Raw genomic sequence first — 19,492 nt, 5'->3', positions numbered from 1 at the left:
CCCACTGGATCGCCGCCCGGTCGAAGCCGAACTTCTTCTGGATGTCGGGGACGAAGAACGTCCAGCCGTATTGCAGGTTGGCGATCATCACCATGCAGATCACGCCGATCACCAGCTGACCCCAGCGGTATCCATCGGATACCCGCTCGGTCGTTGTTTCCGCCCTCGTCATTGCGTCCTCCACGTTGTTCTATTGTGCATCATTCGAGGCATTGGAGCCGGTTGACCGGCATCCGGTCCTGGAGAAAGCCAGCCCTTGGCGCTGCCAGCGTTCTGGTATGTGGAATACCAGCCTCTCTCGGACGTGTCGGCTCGTCAAGAGAGAGATGCAGAAAAATCGATTCCGCAATGCAGCAAACGGGGATTATTTTCAATAAGTCATCAAATCAAGCAATGTTTGATGCGAGCCATGCAATGCAAACAGTACTAATGGACAAATACCACCCTGCTATGCCCATGCGTGCATACTACGTCCAACACGAGCCGAAGCCGCTCTGCGCCCGGATCAGAGCCATAAAACGGTGTCGTATACTGGAAAAGCCCGTACCGGGCGGTGGATCCGTCCACGCACATTGACCCTGCACCGGGGCTCTCCGGCGCGGGCCCGACCAGGCGATGCCCATCAATGGCATTGAGGCGGCCGCTCTTCCCGGCCCAGCCACCGGCACCATAGTTCTATTTATTCCGTTGACAACAGGTATTCTGCATACCAGAGTCGTCATTCAACAAGCGATCCCTGAGGGAGGCGACGCCATGGTAGCCAGCCAGTGGACCGGCAATGGCGCAGGCCGCCTGCAATACATCCGAATGGATCGTTCGGCGCGGGACGCATTGCGGTTGCTGCGCAGCCCTGGCGTCGACGCCCTCGTCGTGATCGACGGTGACCGTGCCACGGATGGCGCCATCATCGGAATCGTCACCGAACGTGACATCTTCCGTGCCATGGCGGCGCGCGGTCTCGAAGCCCTCGACAACCTCGTTTGGATGCTGGCGAAAGAGGATTTCACCTCCGTCGACGTCGGAATGTCCCAGGCCAACAGACTGAAACAGTTCTGCGCCTATAAGACCGATCATATCGCGGTGACGGATGGTTTCGTGCTGACATCAGTCCAGAGCATCTGGAACTGCCTGGATGAGGTGTCTGGAGCCGGTGGACCGGCTCAGGCCTGATCATGAGCGCGTATTCGGCGCCGATATCCTGACCGACGCATAGTCGTAGAGCCACGTGGCGCAGACTAGATTACGCGCAATCGATCTTGGCATCACAGCATTGCATTGCAAAACAATCGCATCGCAACCGCAGGACAAGATATCCCGCACGTGATCATTGACCCACACGCGTTTTGCATTCAAAATTTATCCAAGGTACCTCGGCGTTTCGGCCTTCGAGCGAGGCGCGATTCAAACCGGGTATCGAGGCAGGGAGACGCTACGGGACCGTGCCGGTCGGCAACAGACCGGCCCTGCGCATCTCGTGGACAACAGGGTTAGCAGCGATGCGTTACTTGGCCATTCTTGAATGTCCCGTCATCTTCAGTGGTGAATCTCCCAATGGGATGACCAGCATGGACATGTGTCCCTCGGCTGGCATCACGCGCGGTCTGATCAGCCGACATGTCAAAGTGATCGATTCCAGGGTCATCGCCGTCTGCATCTGGCAGAGCGAGTTCTGCGCGAAGCTGTTCTTCGACGCGGATTGGTACGAGAAGGCGGGAGTCCTTTGGGGGGACCGCTATCAGCTGCGGCTCGAGGCCATCGACGAGGCAGCTGTCGCGTAACTCAGGCGAACGGGACTTCTCTACGACGACGCCCGGCCGCCAGCGACGGTGCTGAATCTCGGAGCGGTCGGTCATGTCCATCCCGGAGAGCAGGATCGCGGATCTGGCTCAGCCAAGGCCACAGGAGGGATACGGCCCTTGGAATCCGGGGCTCGAATCGAACCTGCCCAGGGCGTTCCTCGCCCTGGAGACGATCTTCCGGCCTGACAATGTCGAGACCACCCTCGCGGACGCTCGTGAGATGATGGACGTCAGCGGGCTTCCGTTGACGCAGCTGGTGCGGTTCCGGGCAGAGCGCCTCGTCGTCCACGAGGTCCTCATCCGCGTCATGGCCGACCTGTCGGTGCCGGTCGGCCGGACCTATGGCGATCTCGGAGTCAATTTCCGCGCCATGGTCGGCACCATCCTGCGCGACGGGGTCGCGTCCCATAAGGACGAGATCTCCGGCCTGCTCGACCGGGTCCGGAGCGAGGCAACCCAGATCCTCGACCGAGAACTCTCCGCGATGTTCATGCCTCAAGGTCCGGGGGAATCGGTCGCGAGACGGCCGTCCTTGTGGCGGACCATCCTCGGATCGCCGGAGCCCTCAAGGGGTCACAGGGAGGTCGGGACGCCGGAGCACTCGGCTGTCCTGCATCTCGACGCCTGGCAGGCGCGATGTACGACATCGTCTGCCCCCCTCGAAGCGGCGGCCTGCGCGGCTTTGCGGCACGTGGTGACGAACATCGTCAGCCGGCGCGGTTTCCTCATCCGCGACAAGACGCTCCTCTCACGTCTCGCCTGCACGCTCGTTTCGAACCAGTACGGCAGTAGCCGGATCGGACAGGCGATCGAGCCATGGGTTCGCGACGTCGTCGCCAGCGAGGGCTATCGTGTACTGGAGGCCCAGACCCGGCCGGTGGTGATGAACGTCAAGGGTGCCTCGGCATCGGGCAAGAGCACGATCCGGCCTTATCAGCGAGCGCTCGCCGGGCGGCTCGGGCTCGATGGATCGGATTTCGCGGTGATCACGCCCGACGTCTGGCGCAAATTCCTTCTCGATTACGACAGCCTCGGTCCGGCGCGGCGCTATGCCGGGACCCTGACCGGGCGCGAGGTCGAGATCATCGATCGCAAGCTCGACCGGCATATGGCGGTCAAGGCTGCCGAAGGCCGCATCTCGCACCTCCTCATCGACCGGTTTCGGTTCGACAGCTTCACCGTCGATCCCGGTGCCGAAAGCGGCAGCCAGCTCCTCACCCGCTTCGGTCATAGCGTCTACATGCAGTTCATGATCACGCCGCCGGAGGCGACGGTGGAGCGGGCATGGAAGCGCGGCGAACAATTTGGCCGCTACAAAGCAGTGGAGGATCTGCTCGCCCACAATGTCGAAGCCTATACCGGCATGCCACGCCTGTTTTTCACCTGGGCCCTGAGGACGGACAAGCAGGTCCATTTCGAGTTTCTCGACAACAGCGTGCCGGAGGGTGAGCGGCCGAGAACGATTGCCTTCGGCATCAACGGCGCGATGACCATTCTCGATCTGACATTCATCTTCGACATCGACCGGTATCGCAAGATCGATGTCTCCGCGCGGTCGGCCGACGAGGTCTATGCCGCCGCCGGCTCGATGGAGGCTCAGCACAACATGAGCTTCCTGCGCGACTGCGCTCGTCGGATGACGACGATCCGATTTGCCGATCACGGAACCGGGCGGGTCTATGCGCGGCTCGAACGCGGCCGCCTGACCCACCTTGCCGCGGACGTCGTTTCACGCGCGGCCGAGAACCCTGACCTGCACGCGGCCTTGGCCGTCATGGGTGTAGCGGACCAGTGTCCGGCCCTCGCGGAACCAGGAGAATGGCTTCGACCGGAGGACACTCACACGTTGGGCCGATGGGGCGACGCGGCCCCATTCTGACTGTCCGTGGGCGAATGCCCGTCAATCGCGTAAGCCAATGAGAGGGTGCCTTGCATGAATGCGCCTAACGCTGGCTCCCGGCGGCTATCGATCTCGGCATGCATCTGCGACATACCTGGTCGAAGGAATGTGATATATCAGTTTGCGCCGCACCATGGCATCACGATGCTGCAACGCGCCATCGGGAGCCCACCATGCTCGTCACCATCATCGCCGCCGTTCTCTGCATGATCGCTCTTCAGGTCGTTCTCGTGGTGAAAGCCGCCGATCTCCTGTCGGTGCGCCCCAACAAGACCGGTTCGGAGAGCCGCGATTACGTGGGCGGTTCGGCCGGACGCTTCACCGGCATCGCCTGATTGACCGTACCTGAACGAAAGAGCGCGGCATCGGGCCCGAGGCCGACACCGCGCTGAGTCGGGAGGAGTTTCACGTCGTGCGCGCGAGCCGGGATGTTGAGACCATCGGCTCCCGCTTCGTTCAGGAGCAGATCATTCGGCGGCGATCCTCTGGATTGCGCCGATCGCCCCTGATTCCGAGATCTTGAGCCGGTCGTTCTCGGAATAGCCGAGGACGTCGCGAAGGATCTCGTCGGTATGCTCGCCCAGGAGGGGCGAGCGCTTGACCTCGACCTGACTTGCCGAAAGTCGGATCGGGTTTCCCACGGTCAAGTATTTCCCGCGCTCCGGATGGTCGACTTCGACCACCGTGCCGGATTTCCGCAGCGACTTGTCCTCCGCGATCTCCTTCATCGAAAGGATCGGGCCGCAGGGGACGTGCAGCGCGTTCAAGGTTTCCATCGCCTCGAACTTGGTCTTCGACATGGTCCAGGCTTCGACGCGGGTGAAGATCTCGTTCAGATGCGGCAGACGCGCTTTCGGCGTCGCGTAATCGGGATGCGTCTTCCAGGTCGGCTCGCCGATGACGTCGCAGATCGGATCCCAGACCGCGCCTTGCGCGATGAAGTAGATGTAGGCGTTGGGATCGGTCTCCCAGCCCTTGCATTTGAGGATGCGGCCCGGCTGGCCGCCACCGGAATCGTTGCCCGCGCGGGGCACGGAATCACCGAATCCGATCCCCTCCCCGTACTGGCTGTATTCCTCGAGCGGCCCGCGCTCCAGCCGCTGCTGGTCGCGCAGCTTCACGCGGCACAGGTTGAGGACGCCATCCTGCATGGCGCAATCGACTCTCTGGCCGAGGCCGGAATGAGTCCGCTGGTAGAGCGCGGTGACGATGCCAAGGGCCAGATGGAGGCCAGTGCCGGAATCGCCGATCTGAGCGCCGGACACCATCGGGATGTCGGTGCGGAACCCCGTGGTGGAGGCAGCGCCTCCGACGCACTGGGCGACGTTCTCGTAGACCTTGCAATTCTCGTAGGCGCCCGGTCCGAACCCCTTCACCGAGGCGAGGATCATGCGGGGGTTGGCTTGCTGGATCGCCTCCCAGGTCAGGCCCATCCGGGCGAGAGCGCCGGGCGCGAAATTCTCCACGAGAACGTCGCATTCCTTCACGAGGCGCCACATCACCTCGATCCCCTTGGGGTTCTTGGTGTCGAGGGTGATGGACCGCTTGTTGTGGTTCAGCATCGTGAAATAGAGGCTATCCACATCGGGGATGTCCTGAAGCTGCTGGCGCGTGGCATCGCCAACGCCCGGCCGCTCGACCTTGATCACGTCCGCGCCGAACCAGGCCAGGAGCTGGGTACAGGTCGGGCCGGACTGGACATGGGTGAAGTCGAGGATCTTCACGCCTTCGAGGGCATTCATGGGGCTCTTCCGCATTCCAGGGCGTTCGGCGGAGATGGGCGCCGACCGCTCCCGCGTCTTTTGCGCGGAAGCGGTGGGGTGGGCCGAGGGGCCTACTTCTTCTTCACCACGCTCTGCGGGTTGAGGCTGCCGATATTGCCGCTCTCGGTGCCGGCCTGGGGGTCGATGACCGCGTTGATGAGCGTCGGGCGACCCGAATCCATGGCTGCGTTGACGGCCTGGGAGAGCTCGTCCGGAGTCGTCGCGTTGACGCCCACGCCGCCGAAGGCCTCCATCATCTTGTCGTAACGGGAATCCCGGACGAAGACGGTCGTTCCGGGATCGCGGCCGGTCGGGTCCGTATCGGTGCCGCGATAGATGCCGTTGTTGTTGAAGACGACGATGCAGACTGGCAGATTGTAACGGCAGATGGTCTCCACCTCCATGCCGGAGAAGCCGAAGGCGCTGTCGCCCTCGACGGCGAGGACCGGCTTGCCGGTTTCCACGGCGGCGGCGATGGCGAAGCCCATGCCGATGCCCATGATGCCCCAGGTGCCGACATCGAGGCGCTTGCGCGGCTGGTACATGTCGATGATGCCGCGCGCCAGATCGAGGGTGTTGGCGCCCTCGTTGACGAGGATCGCGTCGGGCCGCTCGGCGATGATGGTCTTCAGCGCGCCCAGCGCCCCGTGGAAGTCCATCGGCGTCGAGTTCTTGCGCAGCTTCGACGCCATCTTGCCGAGGTTCTCCTCCTTCTTGGCGGAGATGGCATCGGTCCAGGATGCCGGCGGGGCCTGCCAGTCGCCCTTCATTCCGTCGAGGAGCGCGGTGACGCAGGAGCCGATATCGCCGACGATGGGCGCCACGATCTCGACGTTGGAATCCATCTCCTTCGGCTCGATGTCGATCTGGATGAACTTCTTCGAGCCGGGGGCGCCCCAGGTCTTGCCCTTTCCGTGGGAGAGCAGCCAGTTCAGCCGCGCGCCCACCAACAGGACGACATCGGCCTCCTTGAGGACGAGCGAACGGGCGGCACCCGCCGATTGCGGATGGGTATCGGGCAGCAGGCCCTTCGCCATGCTCATGGGCACGTAGGGGATGCCGCTGGTCTCAACCAACGCGCGGATTTCGTCGTCGGCCTGCGCATAGGCCGCGCCCTTGCCGAGCACGATGAGGGGGCGCTTGGCGCTCTTCAGGACATCGAGCGCGCGCTTGATCGCCGAGGGGGCCGGCAGCTGGGCCGGGGCCGCATCGATGACCTTGACCAGTGATTTGACGCCGGCTTCCGCCTCCATCACCTGGGAGAAGAGCTTGGCGGGAAGGTCGAGATAGACACCGCCGGGACGGCCCGACACGGCGGCGCGGATGGCACGGGCGACGGCGATGCCGATATCGGCGGCATGCAGCACGCGGAAGGCGGCTTTGCACAGGGGCTTGGCGATGGCGAGTTGGTCCATCTCCTCGTAATCGCCCTGTTGCAGGTCGACGATCTCGCGCTCGGACGAGCCGGAGATGAGGATCATCGGGAAGCAGTTGGTCGTGGCGTTGGCCAAAGCCGTCAGACCGTTGAGGAAGCCGGGGGCCGAGACCGTGAGGCAGATGCCGGGCTTCTTCGTCAGGAAGCCCGCGATGGCGGCGGCGTTGCCGGCATGCTGCTCGTGGCGGAAGGAGATGACCCGCATGCCCGCAGCCTGGGCGAGGCGGCCGAGATCGGTGATCGGAATACCGGGCACACCGTAGATCGTATGGATGTCGTTGAGCTTCAGCGCGTCGATAACAAGGTGGAAGCCATCGGTGAGTTCCGGCTCCGCCGAAACGTCGACATCGATTCTCTGGGCTAAAGCGGACATCGTGTTCTCTCCCTGATTGTTTGATGTTTTGTTATGATTGGCGACCCGCTGGGGCAGGCGGACCGATGACATGACGTCCCCGTCGTACGGCGCGGGGGACGCCATGGCCGCACGTCTCGGCGAACCCGTATTTTTCTTAAGTCAGATCAAAAAAATTATGATCTCTTCAAGCAAACAGCTCATGTTCACCTTCCAGACCGCGTCTGAACTTCTCGACCCAAGCACCACGGTGCATTATGTTTTATAATGCAAATCGCTCCGTTCATGATACGCCTTGATACCTCAGCCGATCCACTGAAGCCTCGCCACAACCGCGGCCGGACTGTTTGGCGACCCGATTATCCTCCGCGTGCCGCCCATCTCTCGATAATTGGTGGCATACCAAATACCAACTGTCAAACAGATTTGCACGATTTTGCCGGTTTGGTCGAACTCCAGGGAGGACACGCGCCGCAACGAACGGGACAATGGCGAGAGCCGCACAGCCCCGGCTCTGGCGACGAGAGGCATGTCCTCCAGATCGCGATGATGAGAGGTAAGACTATTCTTGTGTTGAAGGATTTCTGTGACCCGAAGCGTTCCTTGTATTCCGAACGCGGGTTTGGCATGCTTCACACCAAGTGTGCTCGACCATATGTGCGAGTTGAAATCATTCCAGGTGCTGAAAATGGTCAAAACCGATACGTTTCAAGTAAAGCCTATCGTTGCGACTTCCAGCTTGCGTGCATTGGCCTACGACGCGCTCAAAGAAGCTATTACGAATATGAACATCTATAACCAGCGCGAGGAGGTTCGGCTCGATGAGCGAAAGCTCTCGCTGAATCTAGGTGTCAGCCGCACGCCGGTACGCGAAGCACTGACTGTACTGGAACAGGAAGGTTTCGTGCGGTTCGAAGCCAGGCGCGGCGTCTTCGTCATCAAGAAATCGAAGAAGGAAATTGTCAGCATGATCCAGGCCTGGTCGGCTCTGGAAAGCATGGCCGCGCGCCTCGCCTGCGAACGGGCCACGGACGAGCAGTTGCATTGCCTGCGCGAGCATTTCCCGGAATTTTACGAGGGTCGTCCGTCGGACCATCTCGACGAATATTCGGAAGCCAATATCCGCTTCCATCAGAAGATTATTTCGCTGGGCCAGTGCGATGTGATCAAGGACATCACAAGCAATCTCCTGATGCACGTTCGGGGCATCCGCAACACGGCCATGCGCCAGGGCGACCGCGCCGCCAACTCGATCAAGGAACATGTGGCGATCATCAAGGCGCTGGAGGCCCGCGACGCGGATCTCGCCGAACGCCTCGTGCGCGAGCACGGCCTCGGGCTCGCCAGCCATGTGGAGAAATACGGCGACTATCTCGACTGAACGGCATCGTCGCAGGCCTTTTCTCACGACGGCTGCCGAGACGGACGCGGCCGCCCGGCCCGATCGACAGGCATCAGCCGGAATCTCGACGAGATGAAACGGGCTTGCTTGGCGCGAACCAACTGCCGGGCGCCGGTGCCTCGACGGCGGCGCGTTCCAATCTGAGAATAAACTCAACCACCGCGTTAACGGAACCCTTGCAGAACACTTGCGGAACGTCTACCGTGTTCGTGTTTTGTTTCAGCGGCGTTAGTCGCGGCCATTGGCTTCAGTGGAAGAGTGATCTGTATGTTGACGCGTAAGCAGCTGGATCTTCTCCAATTCATCCAGCAACGGATGCAGGAGAGCGGCGTCCCGCCGTCGTTCGACGAGATGAAGGATGCGCTCGACCTCAAGTCGAAGTCGGGTATCCACCGGCTGATCACGGCGCTCGAAGAGCGCGGGTTCCTGCGGCGCCTGCCGAACCGGGCCAGGGCGATCGAGGTGATCCGGATGCCCGAAAGCCTGACCGGTGCTCCGGCGCCGAAGCCGGCTCCCGCTGGCGAAGTCCGCCGCTTCACGCCCAGCGTCGTCGAAGGTGGACGATCCAAGGCGACGCCGTCCGTGCGTCAGCCCATGACCCAGGCCCAGGACGAGAGCGGACGGGCCATCACCATCCCGGTCATGGGCCGGATCGCGGCCGGTACACCGATCTCGGCGATCCAGAATCAAAGTCACTCGGTGACGCTGTCTCCCGACTTCCTGTCCGGGGGCGAGCATTATGCCCTCGAGGTGCGCGGCGATTCGATGATCGAGGCGGGTATTCTCGACGGCGATCTGGTGGTGATCAAGAAGCAGGATACCGCGAATACGGGGGATATCATCGTCGCCCTCATCGACGACGAAGAGGCCACGCTGAAACGCCTGCGTCGTCGCGGTTCCTCCATCGCCCTGGAGGCGGCCAACCCCGCCTATGAGACGAGGGTACTGGGCCCCGATCGCGTACAGATCCAGGGACGTCTCGTCAGTCTGGTCCGCCGTTACTGAGGCTGGTCCGAAGGCGGCTCCGCCAACGGGTCGCCTTCGTCGATCTCCGGGTCGGTTGGTTTCGCGATCTCCGCTTTCGTCGAGTGCGTGGGCGCGATGTCGGCAACGGCCCGCCGCCACGGAGGTCGAACGTTCGGCTCGCGGGCCGATATCGCGATCGGGCCATCCGGGCCGAAGCGGACGGCCGTCGCCCCCCGTTCTGCCAGGAACGCCCGATCGATGATGAGGCCGGAGCGGCATCCCTTGGGAGCGTCCCGGCGGGCTATGACGATGCTTGCCCTCTCGCAATCCTCCGCAAAGGCTCGCTTGTCCTTGACGAGGGCCACGATGCGACCCGTTTGCGTCCCCACGGCGCAGCCGACCGCATCGCAGCGGCTCTTCGAGACGGCGGATACAGCGCCAGCCTTCCGGGAATCGCCATCCGCCTTGAGCCATTGTTCGAGGACGAAGGCGGGCGGGTTTCCGAGGATGGCGAGCCGGCCGTCATGGTCGCGCAGGGCCGCGCCTCCACCTTCTCTGTCTACATAGAGATCGTAGCGTTGCGGCGTGGCGGCGAGGGCGATGCCGAGGGCGGCCGGGGCGAGACCCATCCAGCGCAGACCTGAGACGGGGAGGGTCAGCATGAGCAGGGCGAGGGCCAGCAGGCAAAGCGCCGTGGTGCCATAGGCCGGCACGACGAGGGTGGCGTGGCCGAACCCGCTGATCCACCCGGAGATCGTGAGCATACCGCGTACCGCGAGCCCCATCGCCCACCAGACCGGCTGATCGAGGGCGAAGGGATAGGCGAGGATCCCGAGCACCGCCGCGGGCATCACCGCCAGGGACACGAGGGGCAAGGTGAGGGCGTTGCCGACGATGCCGAAGGGCTGGACGGTCTGAAAATGATAGGTCGCGAACGGCGCGGTGGCGAACTGGGCGACCATGGTCGTTGCCAGGGTGCCGAGGACCGCGACGGCGAGGAACCGCCACGCGCGGGCCAACAGGCTCGCGCCTTCCCGCGGCGGCATCCAGCGATGGAGCGTGCCGGCGCAGGCGATGAGGCCGGCCACCGCGCCGAAGGACATCTGGAAGCTCGGGCCGAGAAGTCCGTCTGGCTCGCGCGCCAGGGCGATCAGCGCGGCGAGAGCGAGGTTGCGCATGCTCAAGGCGGGGCGATCCACGAGGATCGCCCCCAGCATCACCAGGGTCATGATGAGCGACCGCTCGGCGGCGATGTCCCAGCCCGAGAAGGTGCAATAGGCGGTGACGCCGACCATGGCGAAACCCGCGGCGATCTTCTTGATCGGCCATGTGAGGGCGAGGCCCGGAACGAGAGCGAGGAGCGCGCGGACGAGCCAGAACACGACGCCGGCGGCGAGCACCATGTGGAGCCCGGAAATCGAAACCACGTGGTAGATGCCCGCCGCGCGCAGAACATCGTTGGTCTCGGCGTTGATGAGGCCGCGCTTACCCGTCACCAGGGCCGCCGCCACCGCGCCGGCCTGCCCGCCATTGGCGTCGGTGATCCGCCGGGTCAACGCGTTGCGCGCATCGTCCACGGCAGCGGCGAGCGAGACCCGCCAGGGCAAGGGTCGTGGCGGAGGCTTCACCTCGATCTTGCCCACGAGGGAGCCGACGGCGCCGATCCCGCGAAAGTAGGCATCGCGCGCGAAATCGTATCCGCCGGGCCGGGCCGTCTCGGGCGGGGGCAGCAGCCGCGCCGTCGCCGAAATGAAATCCCCGGGCTTCAGGCTAAGCGCCTTTCTGTAGGAGACGCGAACCCGCGTCGGCCGGCGATCGGACGTCAGGGTCCCGAAACTCTCCACGAGGACGATCAGGCGAGCCCCGACCTCCCGTTCCTCGAGGGCCTCCACGAGGCCGGTGAGCGGCGCGATGGTCGTCCGGGCCAGGACGGGAGCCGCCACGATCCGCAGGCGCAACACGGCGGCCGAGAACCCGAGGAAGGACGCCGCGAGTCCGAGAACCAGAGCGAGGGCAACGGGCCTCGCGCCGAGGAACGGTACGGCGGCCGAGAGGGCGAGTGCCACGAGGAGGGGCGCCGCCAGCGACGGCTCTCCGCTGGTGGCGGTGAAGCAGACAAGAATGCCGAGGCCAAACGCGACGGCGAGCCACGGAAACAGCCGGCGTTGTTCGGCTTCCTGAGCCAGCCCGCCGACGACCCAGTGCTTTGCCGACTCGATCAGAACCGACGGCGATCGCAGACGAGCCCAACCCGCGATCATCGCGCCCGTTGCTCGCGCGCTGGCCTGCGCCATCTCCCGCTGCGTCCCCCTCAGGGCTCACCCTGTTCGAGAAAGCCCGCGCGAGCGGCATCGCTTCCGCCTCGCGACTCGGCGCCACGTTTTCTTAACGTCACCGCAAACGCATGCTACATGCGCCGATCCGGGCCGGTCGATCCGCCCTCCCACCTTCACGCACAAGTTTAGCCGCCCGATGTCGTCACCCGTCGTTACGCGTTTTGCCCCCTCCCCTACGGGCTACCTGCATATTGGGGGAGCGCGCACGGCGCTCTTCAACTGGCTCTATGCCCGCCATTTCGGCGGCAAGATGCTGTTGCGAATCGAGGATACCGACCGGGAGCGCTCCACCCAGGGCGCCATCGATGCGATTCTGGACGGTCTGCGCTGGCTTGGCCTCGATTGGGACGGGGACGTGGTCTATCAATTCGCCCGCGCGGACAGGCACCGTCAGGTCGCGGAAAGCCTGCTCGCCTCGGGCAACGCCTATCATTGCTACGCCACGCCGGACGAGCTCACCGCCATGCGTGAGGCCGCCCGCGCCGAAGGGCGCCCCCTGCGTTATGATGGTCGCTGGCGCGACCGCGATCCGTCCGAGGCGCCGGCCGGCGTCAAGCCGGTGATCCGCCTGCGCGCCCCCTCAGACGGGGAGACGGTGGTGGAGGATCAAGTCCAGGGCCGCGTGACGTGGGCTAACAAGGATCTCGACGATCTCGTCCTGCTACGCTCCGATGGCAATCCCACCTACATGCTCGCCGTCGTCGTCGACGATCACGACATGGGCGTGACCCATGTGATTCGCGGCGACGACCACCTCACGAACGCCGCCCGGCAGGGACAGATCTACGACGCGCTCGGCTGGTCCGCACCGATCATGGCGCATATCCCGCTGATCCACGGGGCGGACGGCGCCAAACTGTCGAAGCGTCACGGTGCGCTCGGTGTCGACGCCTATCGCGATCTCGGCTACCTGCCCGCGGCCCTGCGCAACTACCTCGTCCGCCTCGGCTGGAGCCATGGCGATCAGGAAGTGTTCTCGACCGAGGAGATGATCGCGGCCTTCGACCTGAAGTCGATCGGTCGCTCGGCTGCCCGATTCGATTTCGCGAAGCTGGAGAACCTCAACGGGCTCTACATTCGCAGTGCGGACGGTGCCGTGCTGATCGATGCGATCGAGACGATCCTTCCGGTCCTCGCCCCCGATCGCGGATTGCCCACCGCCTTGTCGCCCGACCTTCGCGCCAAGCTCGGCGCTGCGATGCCCGGTCTTAAAGAACGCGCCAAGACTCTCGTGGAGCTTCTCGACAGCGCCTATTACCTCACCGCCTCGCGCCCCCTCGGGCTCGACGACAAGGCGAAGACGCTCCTGAGCGATGAGGCCCGCCAGCGCCTCGCCGCGATCCTGCCGGCCCTCGCCGACCTGCCGGAATGGAATGCCGCCAGCACCGAGGGTGCGGTGCGCCGCTTCGCCGAAGAGAACGCGCTCAAACTCGGCCTGATCGCCCAGCCCTTGCGGGCCGCGCTGACCGGGCGCGCGACCTCGCCGCCGGTCTTCGACGTCATGGCTGTGCTCGGCCGCGAAGAGTGTCTGGGACGCCTCGAAGATCAGACATCCACGACCTGATCACCGTCACTCAACGGGTGACAGATCGGCCCGGTTTTCGCTTGCGCGGCGGAGTGGCGAGGGGGATCGGTTGTAGGCGGTCTGCCGATCCGCTAACCCGATAGGTGTGTGAGCACCTGCAGCAAAAGTCTGTTCGTGCGCCCCGGGCCGGAGTGGCGGATGTCGCCATGCGGGCCGGCGCTACCCTCTGCCAAGGTCTGCCTTCTGCCAAGAAAGGGTCCACGTCTCCATGAGCGCCACCAGCACGATCTCCGTGGGCGACAACCAAGTCGATCTTCCGATCAAGACCGGTACGATCGGACCCGACGTCATCGACATCGGCAAGCTCCACGCCAAGACCGGCATGTTCACCTTCGACCCGGGGTTCACCTCCACCGCGTCCTGCGAATCAAAGATCACCTATATCGACGGCGATGCCGGCGTCCTCCTGTATCGCGGCTACCCGATCGAGCAGATTGCCGAGCAGGGCGACTTCCTCGAGACCTGCTACCTCATGCTGTTCGGCGAATTGCCGACGCCCGCCCAGAAGGCGGATTTCGACTACCGGGTCACGCGCCACACCATGGTGCACGACCAGATGAACCGCTTCTTCCAGGGATTCCGCCGCGACGCTCACCCGATGGCGATCATGGTCGCCTGCGTCGGCGCACTGTCGGCGTTCTACCACGACTCGACCGACATCTCGGACGATAAACAGCGGATGATCGCCAGCTTGCGCATGATCGCCAAGATGCCGACGCTCGCGGCGATGGCCTACAAGTATTCCATCGGTCAGCCCTTCGTCTACCCGAAGAACGACCTCGACTACACCTCGAACTTCCTGCGGATGTGCTTCGCAGTTCCGTGCGAGGAGTTCGTCGTCAACCCGATCTACGCGCGCGCGCTGGACCGGATCTTCATCCTTCATGCCGATCACGAGCAGAACGCCTCGACCTCCACTGTGCGTCTGGCCGGTTCGTCGGGCGCCAACCCCTTCGCCTGTATCGCCGCCGGCATCGCCTGCCTGTGGGGGCCCGCGCATGGCGGCGCCAACGAGGCGGCGCTCAAGATGCTGGAAGAGATCGGCACGCCCGACAACGTGGCGAAATACGTCGCCAAGGCCAAGGACAAGAACGACCCGTTCCGTCTGATGGGCTTCGGTCACCGCGTCTACAAGAACTACGATCCGCGCGCCCGCATCATGCAGAAGACCACGCATGAGGTCCTCAGCCAGCTCGGCATCAAGGACGATCCGCTGCTCGAAGTTGCCGTACAGCTCGAGCAGATCGCCCTGAAGGACGAGTACTTCATCGAGAAGAAGCTCTACCCGAACATCGATTTCTATTCCGGCATCACGCTCAAGGCGATGGGATTCCCGACCTCGATGTTCACGGTGCTCTTCGCGCTGGCCCGCACCACCGGCTGGATCGCCCAGTGGGCCGAGATGATCGAGGACCCCTCGCAGAAAATCGGCCGCCCGCGCCAGCTTTATATCGGCCCGGACAAGCGCGAATACGTGCCCATTGGCCAGCGCGGCTGACGCTCACCTCCAGGCTGTCTGCCGTATCCGACCTCGCTATCCGAGAGCGGACGTCAGGGTGCGAGTTGATCTTGGGTCAGAGGAGTGACCGAAGGCGGGGTGGCCAGACAGGCTGTCCCGCCTTTCTTGTGCCCCTCTCCGCGCCGTGAGCCGCCAGGAGCGTGGCCTGATCGCACTTCAAATCTCACCTTGCAAAGAAAAAAGGCCGCCCTCTCGGGCGGCCTTTCTCGTCTCGGCGATGATCCGGTGGGATCAGCGCGAATAGAACTCGATCACGAGGTTCGGTTCCATCTGGACCGGGTAGGGAACTTCGCTGAGGCTCGGCACGCGGGTCACGCGAGCCGTCATCTTGGCGTGATCCACCTCGATGTAGTCCGGCACATCACGCTCGGCGAGCTGCGAGGCGACGACGACGATCTCGAGCTGCTTTGAGGCATCCTTCACCTCGATCACGTCGCCCGGCTTCACGAGGAAGCTGGCGATGTTCACGCGGCGACCATTCACCTTCACGTGGCCGTGGTTCACGAACTGGCGCGCAGCGAACGGGGTCGGCACGAACTTCGCACGGTACACGACCGCGTCGAGGCGACGCTCCAGCAGGCCGATCAGGTTCTCGCTCGAATCGCCGCGCAGGCGGATCGCCTCGGCGTAATAACGGCGGAACTGCTTCTCGGTGATGTTGGCGTAATAGCCCTTGAGCTTCTGCTTGGCGCGCAGCTGCGTGCCGAAGTCGGACATCTTACCCTTGCGGCGCTGGCCATGCTGGCCGGGGCCGTATTCGCGGCGATTGACGGGGCTCTTCGGGCGGCCCCAGATGTTCTGGCCCATACGGCGATCGAGCTTGTGCTTCGCCTGAATACGTTTTGACATCGCGGTTCCTCTCAGCGAGTGAGATTGGTCGAGGAACGCGCCCTCCTCTTTCCGAAGCGGCCCAAGGCCGAAGCGGAACGACAGAGCGGACATTGCCGCTCACGGGTGCGCTTGAAAAAGCTGCGGGGCCTCTCTCGGAGCCCCGTAACTGTGCGCTGCATAGGCGAGAGACGCCCTCGGGTCAATGCCGAGGCGGCAACGCATTTATTGCAGGGCGAGCGGCATCATCTCCACGGCGACGTCGCCGACTCCCCTGGCGTCGAGAGACCGACGCAGGGAGGCAGTGATGCCTGCCCCGCTGGTGAAGGCCGTGAGCCCCGGAGGAAGGTCGTCCAGGGGCTTGCGCCGGGATGGACCAAGAAGCTGCGTCACCCGCCGGGCGATGGCGGGGGCCGGATCAATCCAGCTCACCTCCCAGGGGGCGAGACGCTGGAATCGCGTGAGCAGCAGGGGATAATGGGTACAGGCGAGGCAGACCACATCCGTGCGTCGCCCATCCTCACTCTCGACGAAGCACGGAGCGATCTCGGCAGCAATCGACGCGTCGTCGACCGGGTGGCCCGCGAGTTCGGCCTCGGCATAGGCCGCCAGATTCGGCGATCCGACGAGGGTCACAGTGCAATCGCCGGCATAGGTCTCGATCAGGTCGTGGGTGTAGGGCCGCGCCACGGTGCCCGGCGTCGCCAGAAGGCTGATCCGGCGCGAGCGCGTCGCCTCCGCCGCCGGCTTGATCGGCGGCACGACGCCGACGAAGGGTGTCGTGAAGCGCGCCCGGAGCGCGGGCAGCACCAGGGTCGATGCCGTATTGCAGGCGATGACGACGAGGTCGGGGGCGTGGCGCAGAAGAAGCCTTTCCATCACCGCCAGGACGCGGGCTACGAGGATGGATTCCGATAGACGCCCGTAGGGAAAGGCGGCGTCATCGGCGGCATAGACGTAACGCGCGTCGGGCCGGGCGCGCCTTACCTGTTCGAGAACGGTGAGGCCGCCGAGCCCGGAATCGAAGACGAGAATGGTCGGGGTCGGCCGGATTTCAGCCGCCAGGGCCGCTGTCATCACTCCTGCCATCAGATCGATCCGCATACGAGCCTTGCCTGGACACAGTGCGTGGATGGAGGAGTGTCGGGCCAGCAGGGTTAAGGCCGTGTCACTGAGGCATGAAAAAGGCCCGGCATTATCGGCGCATATGTGCCGCGGAGATGGGAGCAGGCGCGCGGCCGTTGCCGAATGGCGGCGGAGCCATATTTCCGCATCGTGAATGCGAGTGGAGTGATCGATATGGCAGCGACGGCGGCAATGCGCGAGACCTCGCACCACCAGGCGGACAGCGTGGCCTTCCCGCCGCCGAACGTCTCCGCAAGGCCGGTGGATCGCGCGGCCTGGATCAAGGCGTTCCGCGCCGTGCGCGACGAGACCGAGCGCCGCGCCGCGCCGCTATCGCCCGAGGACCAGCAGATCCAATCCATGGCCGATGCCAGTCCGACGAAATGGCACCGGGCGCATACCACGTGGTTCTTCGAGCAATTCCTCCTGCGCGATCACGTGCCCGGCTACCGGATCTACGATGAGCGGCTGCACTACCTCTTCAACTCCTATTATGTCGCCGCCGGTCCCCGGCAGCCGAGAATCATGCGCGGTCTCATCACACGGCCGACCGCGGATGAGGTTGCCGGTTACCGCGCCCATGTGGACCGGGCGGTCGAGCGTCTCCTGTCGGATGCCGCCGAGGCGACCCTCGATACGGTGCTGCCGATTTTGGAGATCGGCCTCTATCATGAGCAGCAGCATCAGGAATTGCTGCTGACCGATATCCTCCATGCCTTTGCGCAGAACCCCCTGAGCCCCGTCTACGATGCCGGATGGCGTTTTCCTCGGCCTGTATCGCGGGGCGGGGCCGTGGATCTGCAGGGCCGGGTCATGAAGATCGGGCACGAGGGCGACGGCTTTTCGTTCGACAACGAATCCCCGCGCCACGAGACGCTGATCCTGCCCTGTCGGATCGACAGGGGCCTCGTCACCAACGCACAATGGCTCGGCTTCATCGAGGATGGCGGCTACGCACGGCCCGAACTCTGGCTCTCGGATGGCTGGCTCGCGGTGCAGGCGGAAGGCTGGGAGGCACCGGGCTACTGGCAGCGGAACGAAGCCGGGCAGTGGTCGAGCATGACCTTCGCCGGACAGACCAGCATCGACCCGGACCTGCCCGTCACCCACGTGAGTTACTTTGAGGCGGATGCCTATGCCCGTTGGGCGGGGCGCGATCTGCCCACCGAGTTCGAATGGGAAGCCGCCGCCACGGAGGGTCTTCTCGACGATGCCTTCGGCCTCGTCTGGCAATGGACCCGCTCGGCCTACCTGTCCTACCCGGGCTACAGGCCTGTTCCCGGCGCCCTCGGCGAATACAACGGCAAGTTCATGTCGAACCAGTTCGTCCTGCGCGGGTCCTCCGTGGCGACCTCCGAAGGACATGCCCGGATCGGCTACCGCAACTTCTTCTATCCGCATCAGCGCTGGCAATTCACGGGCCTCCGGCTGTCGAACTATCGCGACTGATCTCCGTTTCCCCCTCCTGCAAAACCTTGCGTCCTTTGGCGTCCCTTGGAGATCTGCCCGTGACCATCAATCCCGTCTTCACGGACGCCACCCCCGTCTCCTCCGTCGCTCCGGAGCAGCAGTTTCTCGACGACATCCTCGTGGGGCTCTCGGCGGCGCAGAAGTTCATTCCGGCGAAGTATTTCTACGACGAGATCGGCTCGGACCTGTTCGAGGCGATCACCCGACAGCCGGAATATTATCCGACCCGGACGGAGATCGGCATCCTCGATGCGTCGGGGCCGGACATCGCCGCGCTTCTTCCCTCGCGCGCGAACCTGGTGGAATTCGGCAGTGGCTCGACGGTGAAGGTCCGGCGGCTTCTCGCCCATCTCACGGATCTGGCCGCCTACGTCCCGGTCGACGTTTCGGAGAGCTTCCTGCGGAGCGAGGCCGAAACCCTGTCGCAGGACTTCCCCCATCTGTCGATCCAGCCGGTCGCGGCGGATTTCACCCGGCCCTTCACCCTGCCCGACGGGCTCTCCGATGGCGCCGTGGCGGGGTTCTTTCCAGGCTCGACCATCGGCAATTTCGAGCCGCCCCAGGCCGCCCATCTCCTCGCCCATTTCGGGCGGGTCCTCGGGCGCGGGGCATCCCTGATTGTCGGCGTCGATCTGGCGAAGGACAAGGCCGTGCTGGATGCGGCCTATGACGATGCGGCCGGCGTTACGGCGAGGTTCAACCTCAACCTGCTCGATCGGATCAACCGTGAACTCGATGCGGATTTCGACCGATCATCCTTCGCCCACCGCGCCTACTTCGCCCCGGAGGCGTCGCGGATCGAGATGCACCTCGTGAGCTTGCGCGCCCAGGACGTATCGCTTGCGGGCCGCCGCTTCCGTTTCGCGGAGGGAGAGACGATCCACACCGAGAACAGCTACAAGTACACGATCGACGGCTTTCGCGACCTTGCCGCCCAGGCAGGATGGAACGTGGCGAAGAGCTGGACCGATGCCGAGAAGCTGTTCTCGGTCCACGCCCTGACCCGATAAGG

General features: G+C 64.1%; 15 protein-coding genes and 1 pseudogene. 10 read left to right on the top strand and 6 right to left on the bottom strand.

Annotation, left to right across the window (positions count from 1 at the left end; translation table 11 throughout):
- Positions 1-172: pseudogene (locus FPV16_RS22335) on the bottom strand (oxalate/formate MFS antiporter); the annotation flags it as partial.
- A gap of 443 nt (positions 173-615) precedes the next feature.
- Between FPV16_RS22335 and FPV16_RS22330 the strand changes: the two are divergent.
- The 4 genes from FPV16_RS22330 to FPV16_RS22315 all read left to right on the top strand — a co-directional run bounded on the left by FPV16_RS22330 (position 616) and on the right by FPV16_RS22315 (position 4,034).
- Positions 616-1,170 (top strand): CBS domain-containing protein, encoded by a 555-nt coding sequence (locus FPV16_RS22330; RefSeq protein WP_227440676.1) that lies wholly within the window; start codon positions 616-618, stop codon positions 1,168-1,170.
- Positions 1,171-1,439: 269 nt separating this feature from the next.
- Positions 1,440-1,778 (top strand): hypothetical protein, encoded by a 339-nt coding sequence (locus FPV16_RS22325; protein WP_227440675.1) that lies wholly within the window; start codon positions 1,440-1,442, stop codon positions 1,776-1,778.
- A gap of 73 nt (positions 1,779-1,851) precedes the next feature.
- A complete protein-coding gene (locus FPV16_RS22320; RefSeq protein WP_227440674.1) occupies positions 1,852-3,678 on the top strand; it encodes a zeta toxin family protein in 1,827 nt (608 codons plus the stop codon).
- A gap of 194 nt (positions 3,679-3,872) precedes the next feature.
- Entirely contained in the window at positions 3,873-4,034 is a 162-nt protein-coding gene (locus FPV16_RS22315) for a hypothetical protein (RefSeq protein WP_227440673.1), read from the top strand.
- Between the two features lie 132 nt (positions 4,035-4,166).
- On the opposite strand, the gene frc is transcribed toward FPV16_RS22315, so the two are convergent.
- Together frc and oxc are read right to left on the bottom strand one after the other, a co-directional pair.
- Positions 4,167-5,441: a formyl-CoA transferase gene (gene frc, locus FPV16_RS22310; protein ID WP_227440672.1), complete on the bottom strand. Its 1,275-nt coding sequence runs from the start codon at positions 5,439-5,441 to the stop codon at positions 4,167-4,169.
- Positions 5,442-5,533: 92 nt separating this feature from the next.
- A complete protein-coding gene (gene oxc, locus FPV16_RS22305; RefSeq protein WP_227440671.1) occupies positions 5,534-7,270 on the bottom strand; it encodes an oxalyl-CoA decarboxylase in 1,737 nt (578 codons plus the stop codon).
- Positions 7,271-7,937: 667 nt separating this feature from the next.
- Between oxc and FPV16_RS22300 the strand changes: the two genes are divergently transcribed.
- Positions 7,938-8,630, top strand: a complete 693-nt coding sequence (locus FPV16_RS22300; protein ID WP_027172391.1) for a GntR family transcriptional regulator — start codon at positions 7,938-7,940, stop codon at positions 8,628-8,630.
- A 288-nt stretch (positions 8,631-8,918) separates the two neighbouring features.
- A complete protein-coding gene (gene lexA / locus FPV16_RS22295) occupies positions 8,919-9,656 on the top strand; it encodes a transcriptional repressor LexA (protein ID WP_227440670.1) in 738 nt (245 codons plus the stop codon).
- On the opposite strand, the gene FPV16_RS22290 is transcribed toward lexA, so the two are convergent.
- The gene (locus tag FPV16_RS22290) at positions 9,650-11,911 is read right to left on the bottom strand and encodes a ComEC/Rec2 family competence protein (protein ID WP_227440669.1); all 2,262 of its coding nucleotides are present in this window, start codon (positions 11,909-11,911) and stop codon (positions 9,650-9,652) included. The two genes, lexA and FPV16_RS22290, sit on opposite strands and share 7 nt — an antisense overlap.
- A gap of 178 nt (positions 11,912-12,089) precedes the next feature.
- Between FPV16_RS22290 and gltX the strand changes: the two genes are divergently transcribed.
- Together gltX and gltA are read left to right on the top strand one after the other, a co-directional pair.
- The gene (gene gltX, locus FPV16_RS22285; protein ID WP_227440663.1) at positions 12,090-13,517 is read left to right on the top strand and encodes a glutamate--tRNA ligase; all 1,428 of its coding nucleotides are present in this window, start codon (positions 12,090-12,092) and stop codon (positions 13,515-13,517) included.
- Between the two features lie 229 nt (positions 13,518-13,746).
- Positions 13,747-15,036, top strand: coding sequence for a citrate synthase (gene gltA / locus FPV16_RS22280; protein WP_027172387.1), 1,290 nt, complete (start codon positions 13,747-13,749; stop codon positions 15,034-15,036).
- Positions 15,037-15,288: 252 nt separating this feature from the next.
- On the opposite strand, the gene rpsD is transcribed toward gltA, so the two are convergent.
- Entirely contained in the window at positions 15,289-15,906 is a 618-nt protein-coding gene (gene rpsD, locus FPV16_RS22275) for a 30S ribosomal protein S4 (protein WP_027172386.1), read from the bottom strand.
- A gap of 204 nt (positions 15,907-16,110) precedes the next feature.
- Entirely contained in the window at positions 16,111-16,989 is an 879-nt protein-coding gene (murI, locus tag FPV16_RS22270) for a glutamate racemase (RefSeq protein WP_227440661.1), read from the bottom strand.
- A 195-nt stretch (positions 16,990-17,184) separates the two neighbouring features.
- On the opposite strand from murI, the gene egtB reads away from it, so the two are divergent.
- Both egtB and egtD read left to right on the top strand, forming a co-directional pair.
- Positions 17,185-18,459, top strand: a complete 1,275-nt coding sequence (gene egtB / locus FPV16_RS22265) for an ergothioneine biosynthesis protein EgtB (protein ID WP_227440659.1) — start codon at positions 17,185-17,187, stop codon at positions 18,457-18,459.
- Positions 18,460-18,518: 59 nt separating this feature from the next.
- A complete protein-coding gene (egtD, locus tag FPV16_RS22260; RefSeq protein WP_413629337.1) occupies positions 18,519-19,490 on the top strand; it encodes an L-histidine N(alpha)-methyltransferase in 972 nt (323 codons plus the stop codon).
- The last annotated feature ends 2 nt before the right edge of the window (positions 19,491-19,492 follow it).

Source organism: Methylobacterium sp. W2 (assembly GCF_020662345.1).
Lineage (GTDB): Bacteria > Pseudomonadota > Alphaproteobacteria > Rhizobiales > Beijerinckiaceae > Methylobacterium.
Note: the sequence above shows the minus strand (reverse complement) of the source record. Positions and strands in the feature narration are given on the sequence as shown.

Excerpts from the sequence above, each read along its gene's own strand:
- gltX (WP_227440663.1), top strand. The coding sequence starts at position 12,090 with ATGTCGTCACCCGTCGTTACGCGTTTTGCCCCCTCCCCTACGGGCTAC.
- murI (WP_227440661.1), bottom strand. The coding sequence starts at position 16,989 with ATGCGGATCGATCTGATGGCAGGAGTGATGACAGCGGCCCTGGCGGCT.
- frc (WP_227440672.1), bottom strand. The coding sequence starts at position 5,441 with ATGAATGCCCTCGAAGGCGTGAAGATCCTCGACTTCACCCATGTCCAG.
- FPV16_RS22315 (WP_227440673.1), top strand. The coding sequence starts at position 3,873 with ATGCTCGTCACCATCATCGCCGCCGTTCTCTGCATGATCGCTCTTCAG.
- FPV16_RS22300 (WP_027172391.1), top strand. The coding sequence starts at position 7,938 with ATGGTCAAAACCGATACGTTTCAAGTAAAGCCTATCGTTGCGACTTCC.
- lexA (WP_227440670.1), top strand. The coding sequence starts at position 8,919 with ATGTTGACGCGTAAGCAGCTGGATCTTCTCCAATTCATCCAGCAACGG.
- FPV16_RS22290 (WP_227440669.1), bottom strand. The coding sequence starts at position 11,911 with ATGGCGCAGGCCAGCGCGCGAGCAACGGGCGCGATGATCGCGGGTTGG.
- oxc (WP_227440671.1), bottom strand. The coding sequence starts at position 7,270 with ATGTCCGCTTTAGCCCAGAGAATCGATGTCGACGTTTCGGCGGAGCCG.
- FPV16_RS22330 (WP_227440676.1), top strand. The coding sequence starts at position 616 with ATGCCCATCAATGGCATTGAGGCGGCCGCTCTTCCCGGCCCAGCCACC.
- egtB (WP_227440659.1), top strand. The coding sequence starts at position 17,185 with ATGGCAGCGACGGCGGCAATGCGCGAGACCTCGCACCACCAGGCGGAC.
- FPV16_RS22320 (WP_227440674.1), top strand. The coding sequence starts at position 1,852 with ATGTCCATCCCGGAGAGCAGGATCGCGGATCTGGCTCAGCCAAGGCCA.
- gltA (WP_027172387.1), top strand. The coding sequence starts at position 13,747 with ATGAGCGCCACCAGCACGATCTCCGTGGGCGACAACCAAGTCGATCTT.
- rpsD (WP_027172386.1), bottom strand. The coding sequence starts at position 15,906 with ATGTCAAAACGTATTCAGGCGAAGCACAAGCTCGATCGCCGTATGGGC.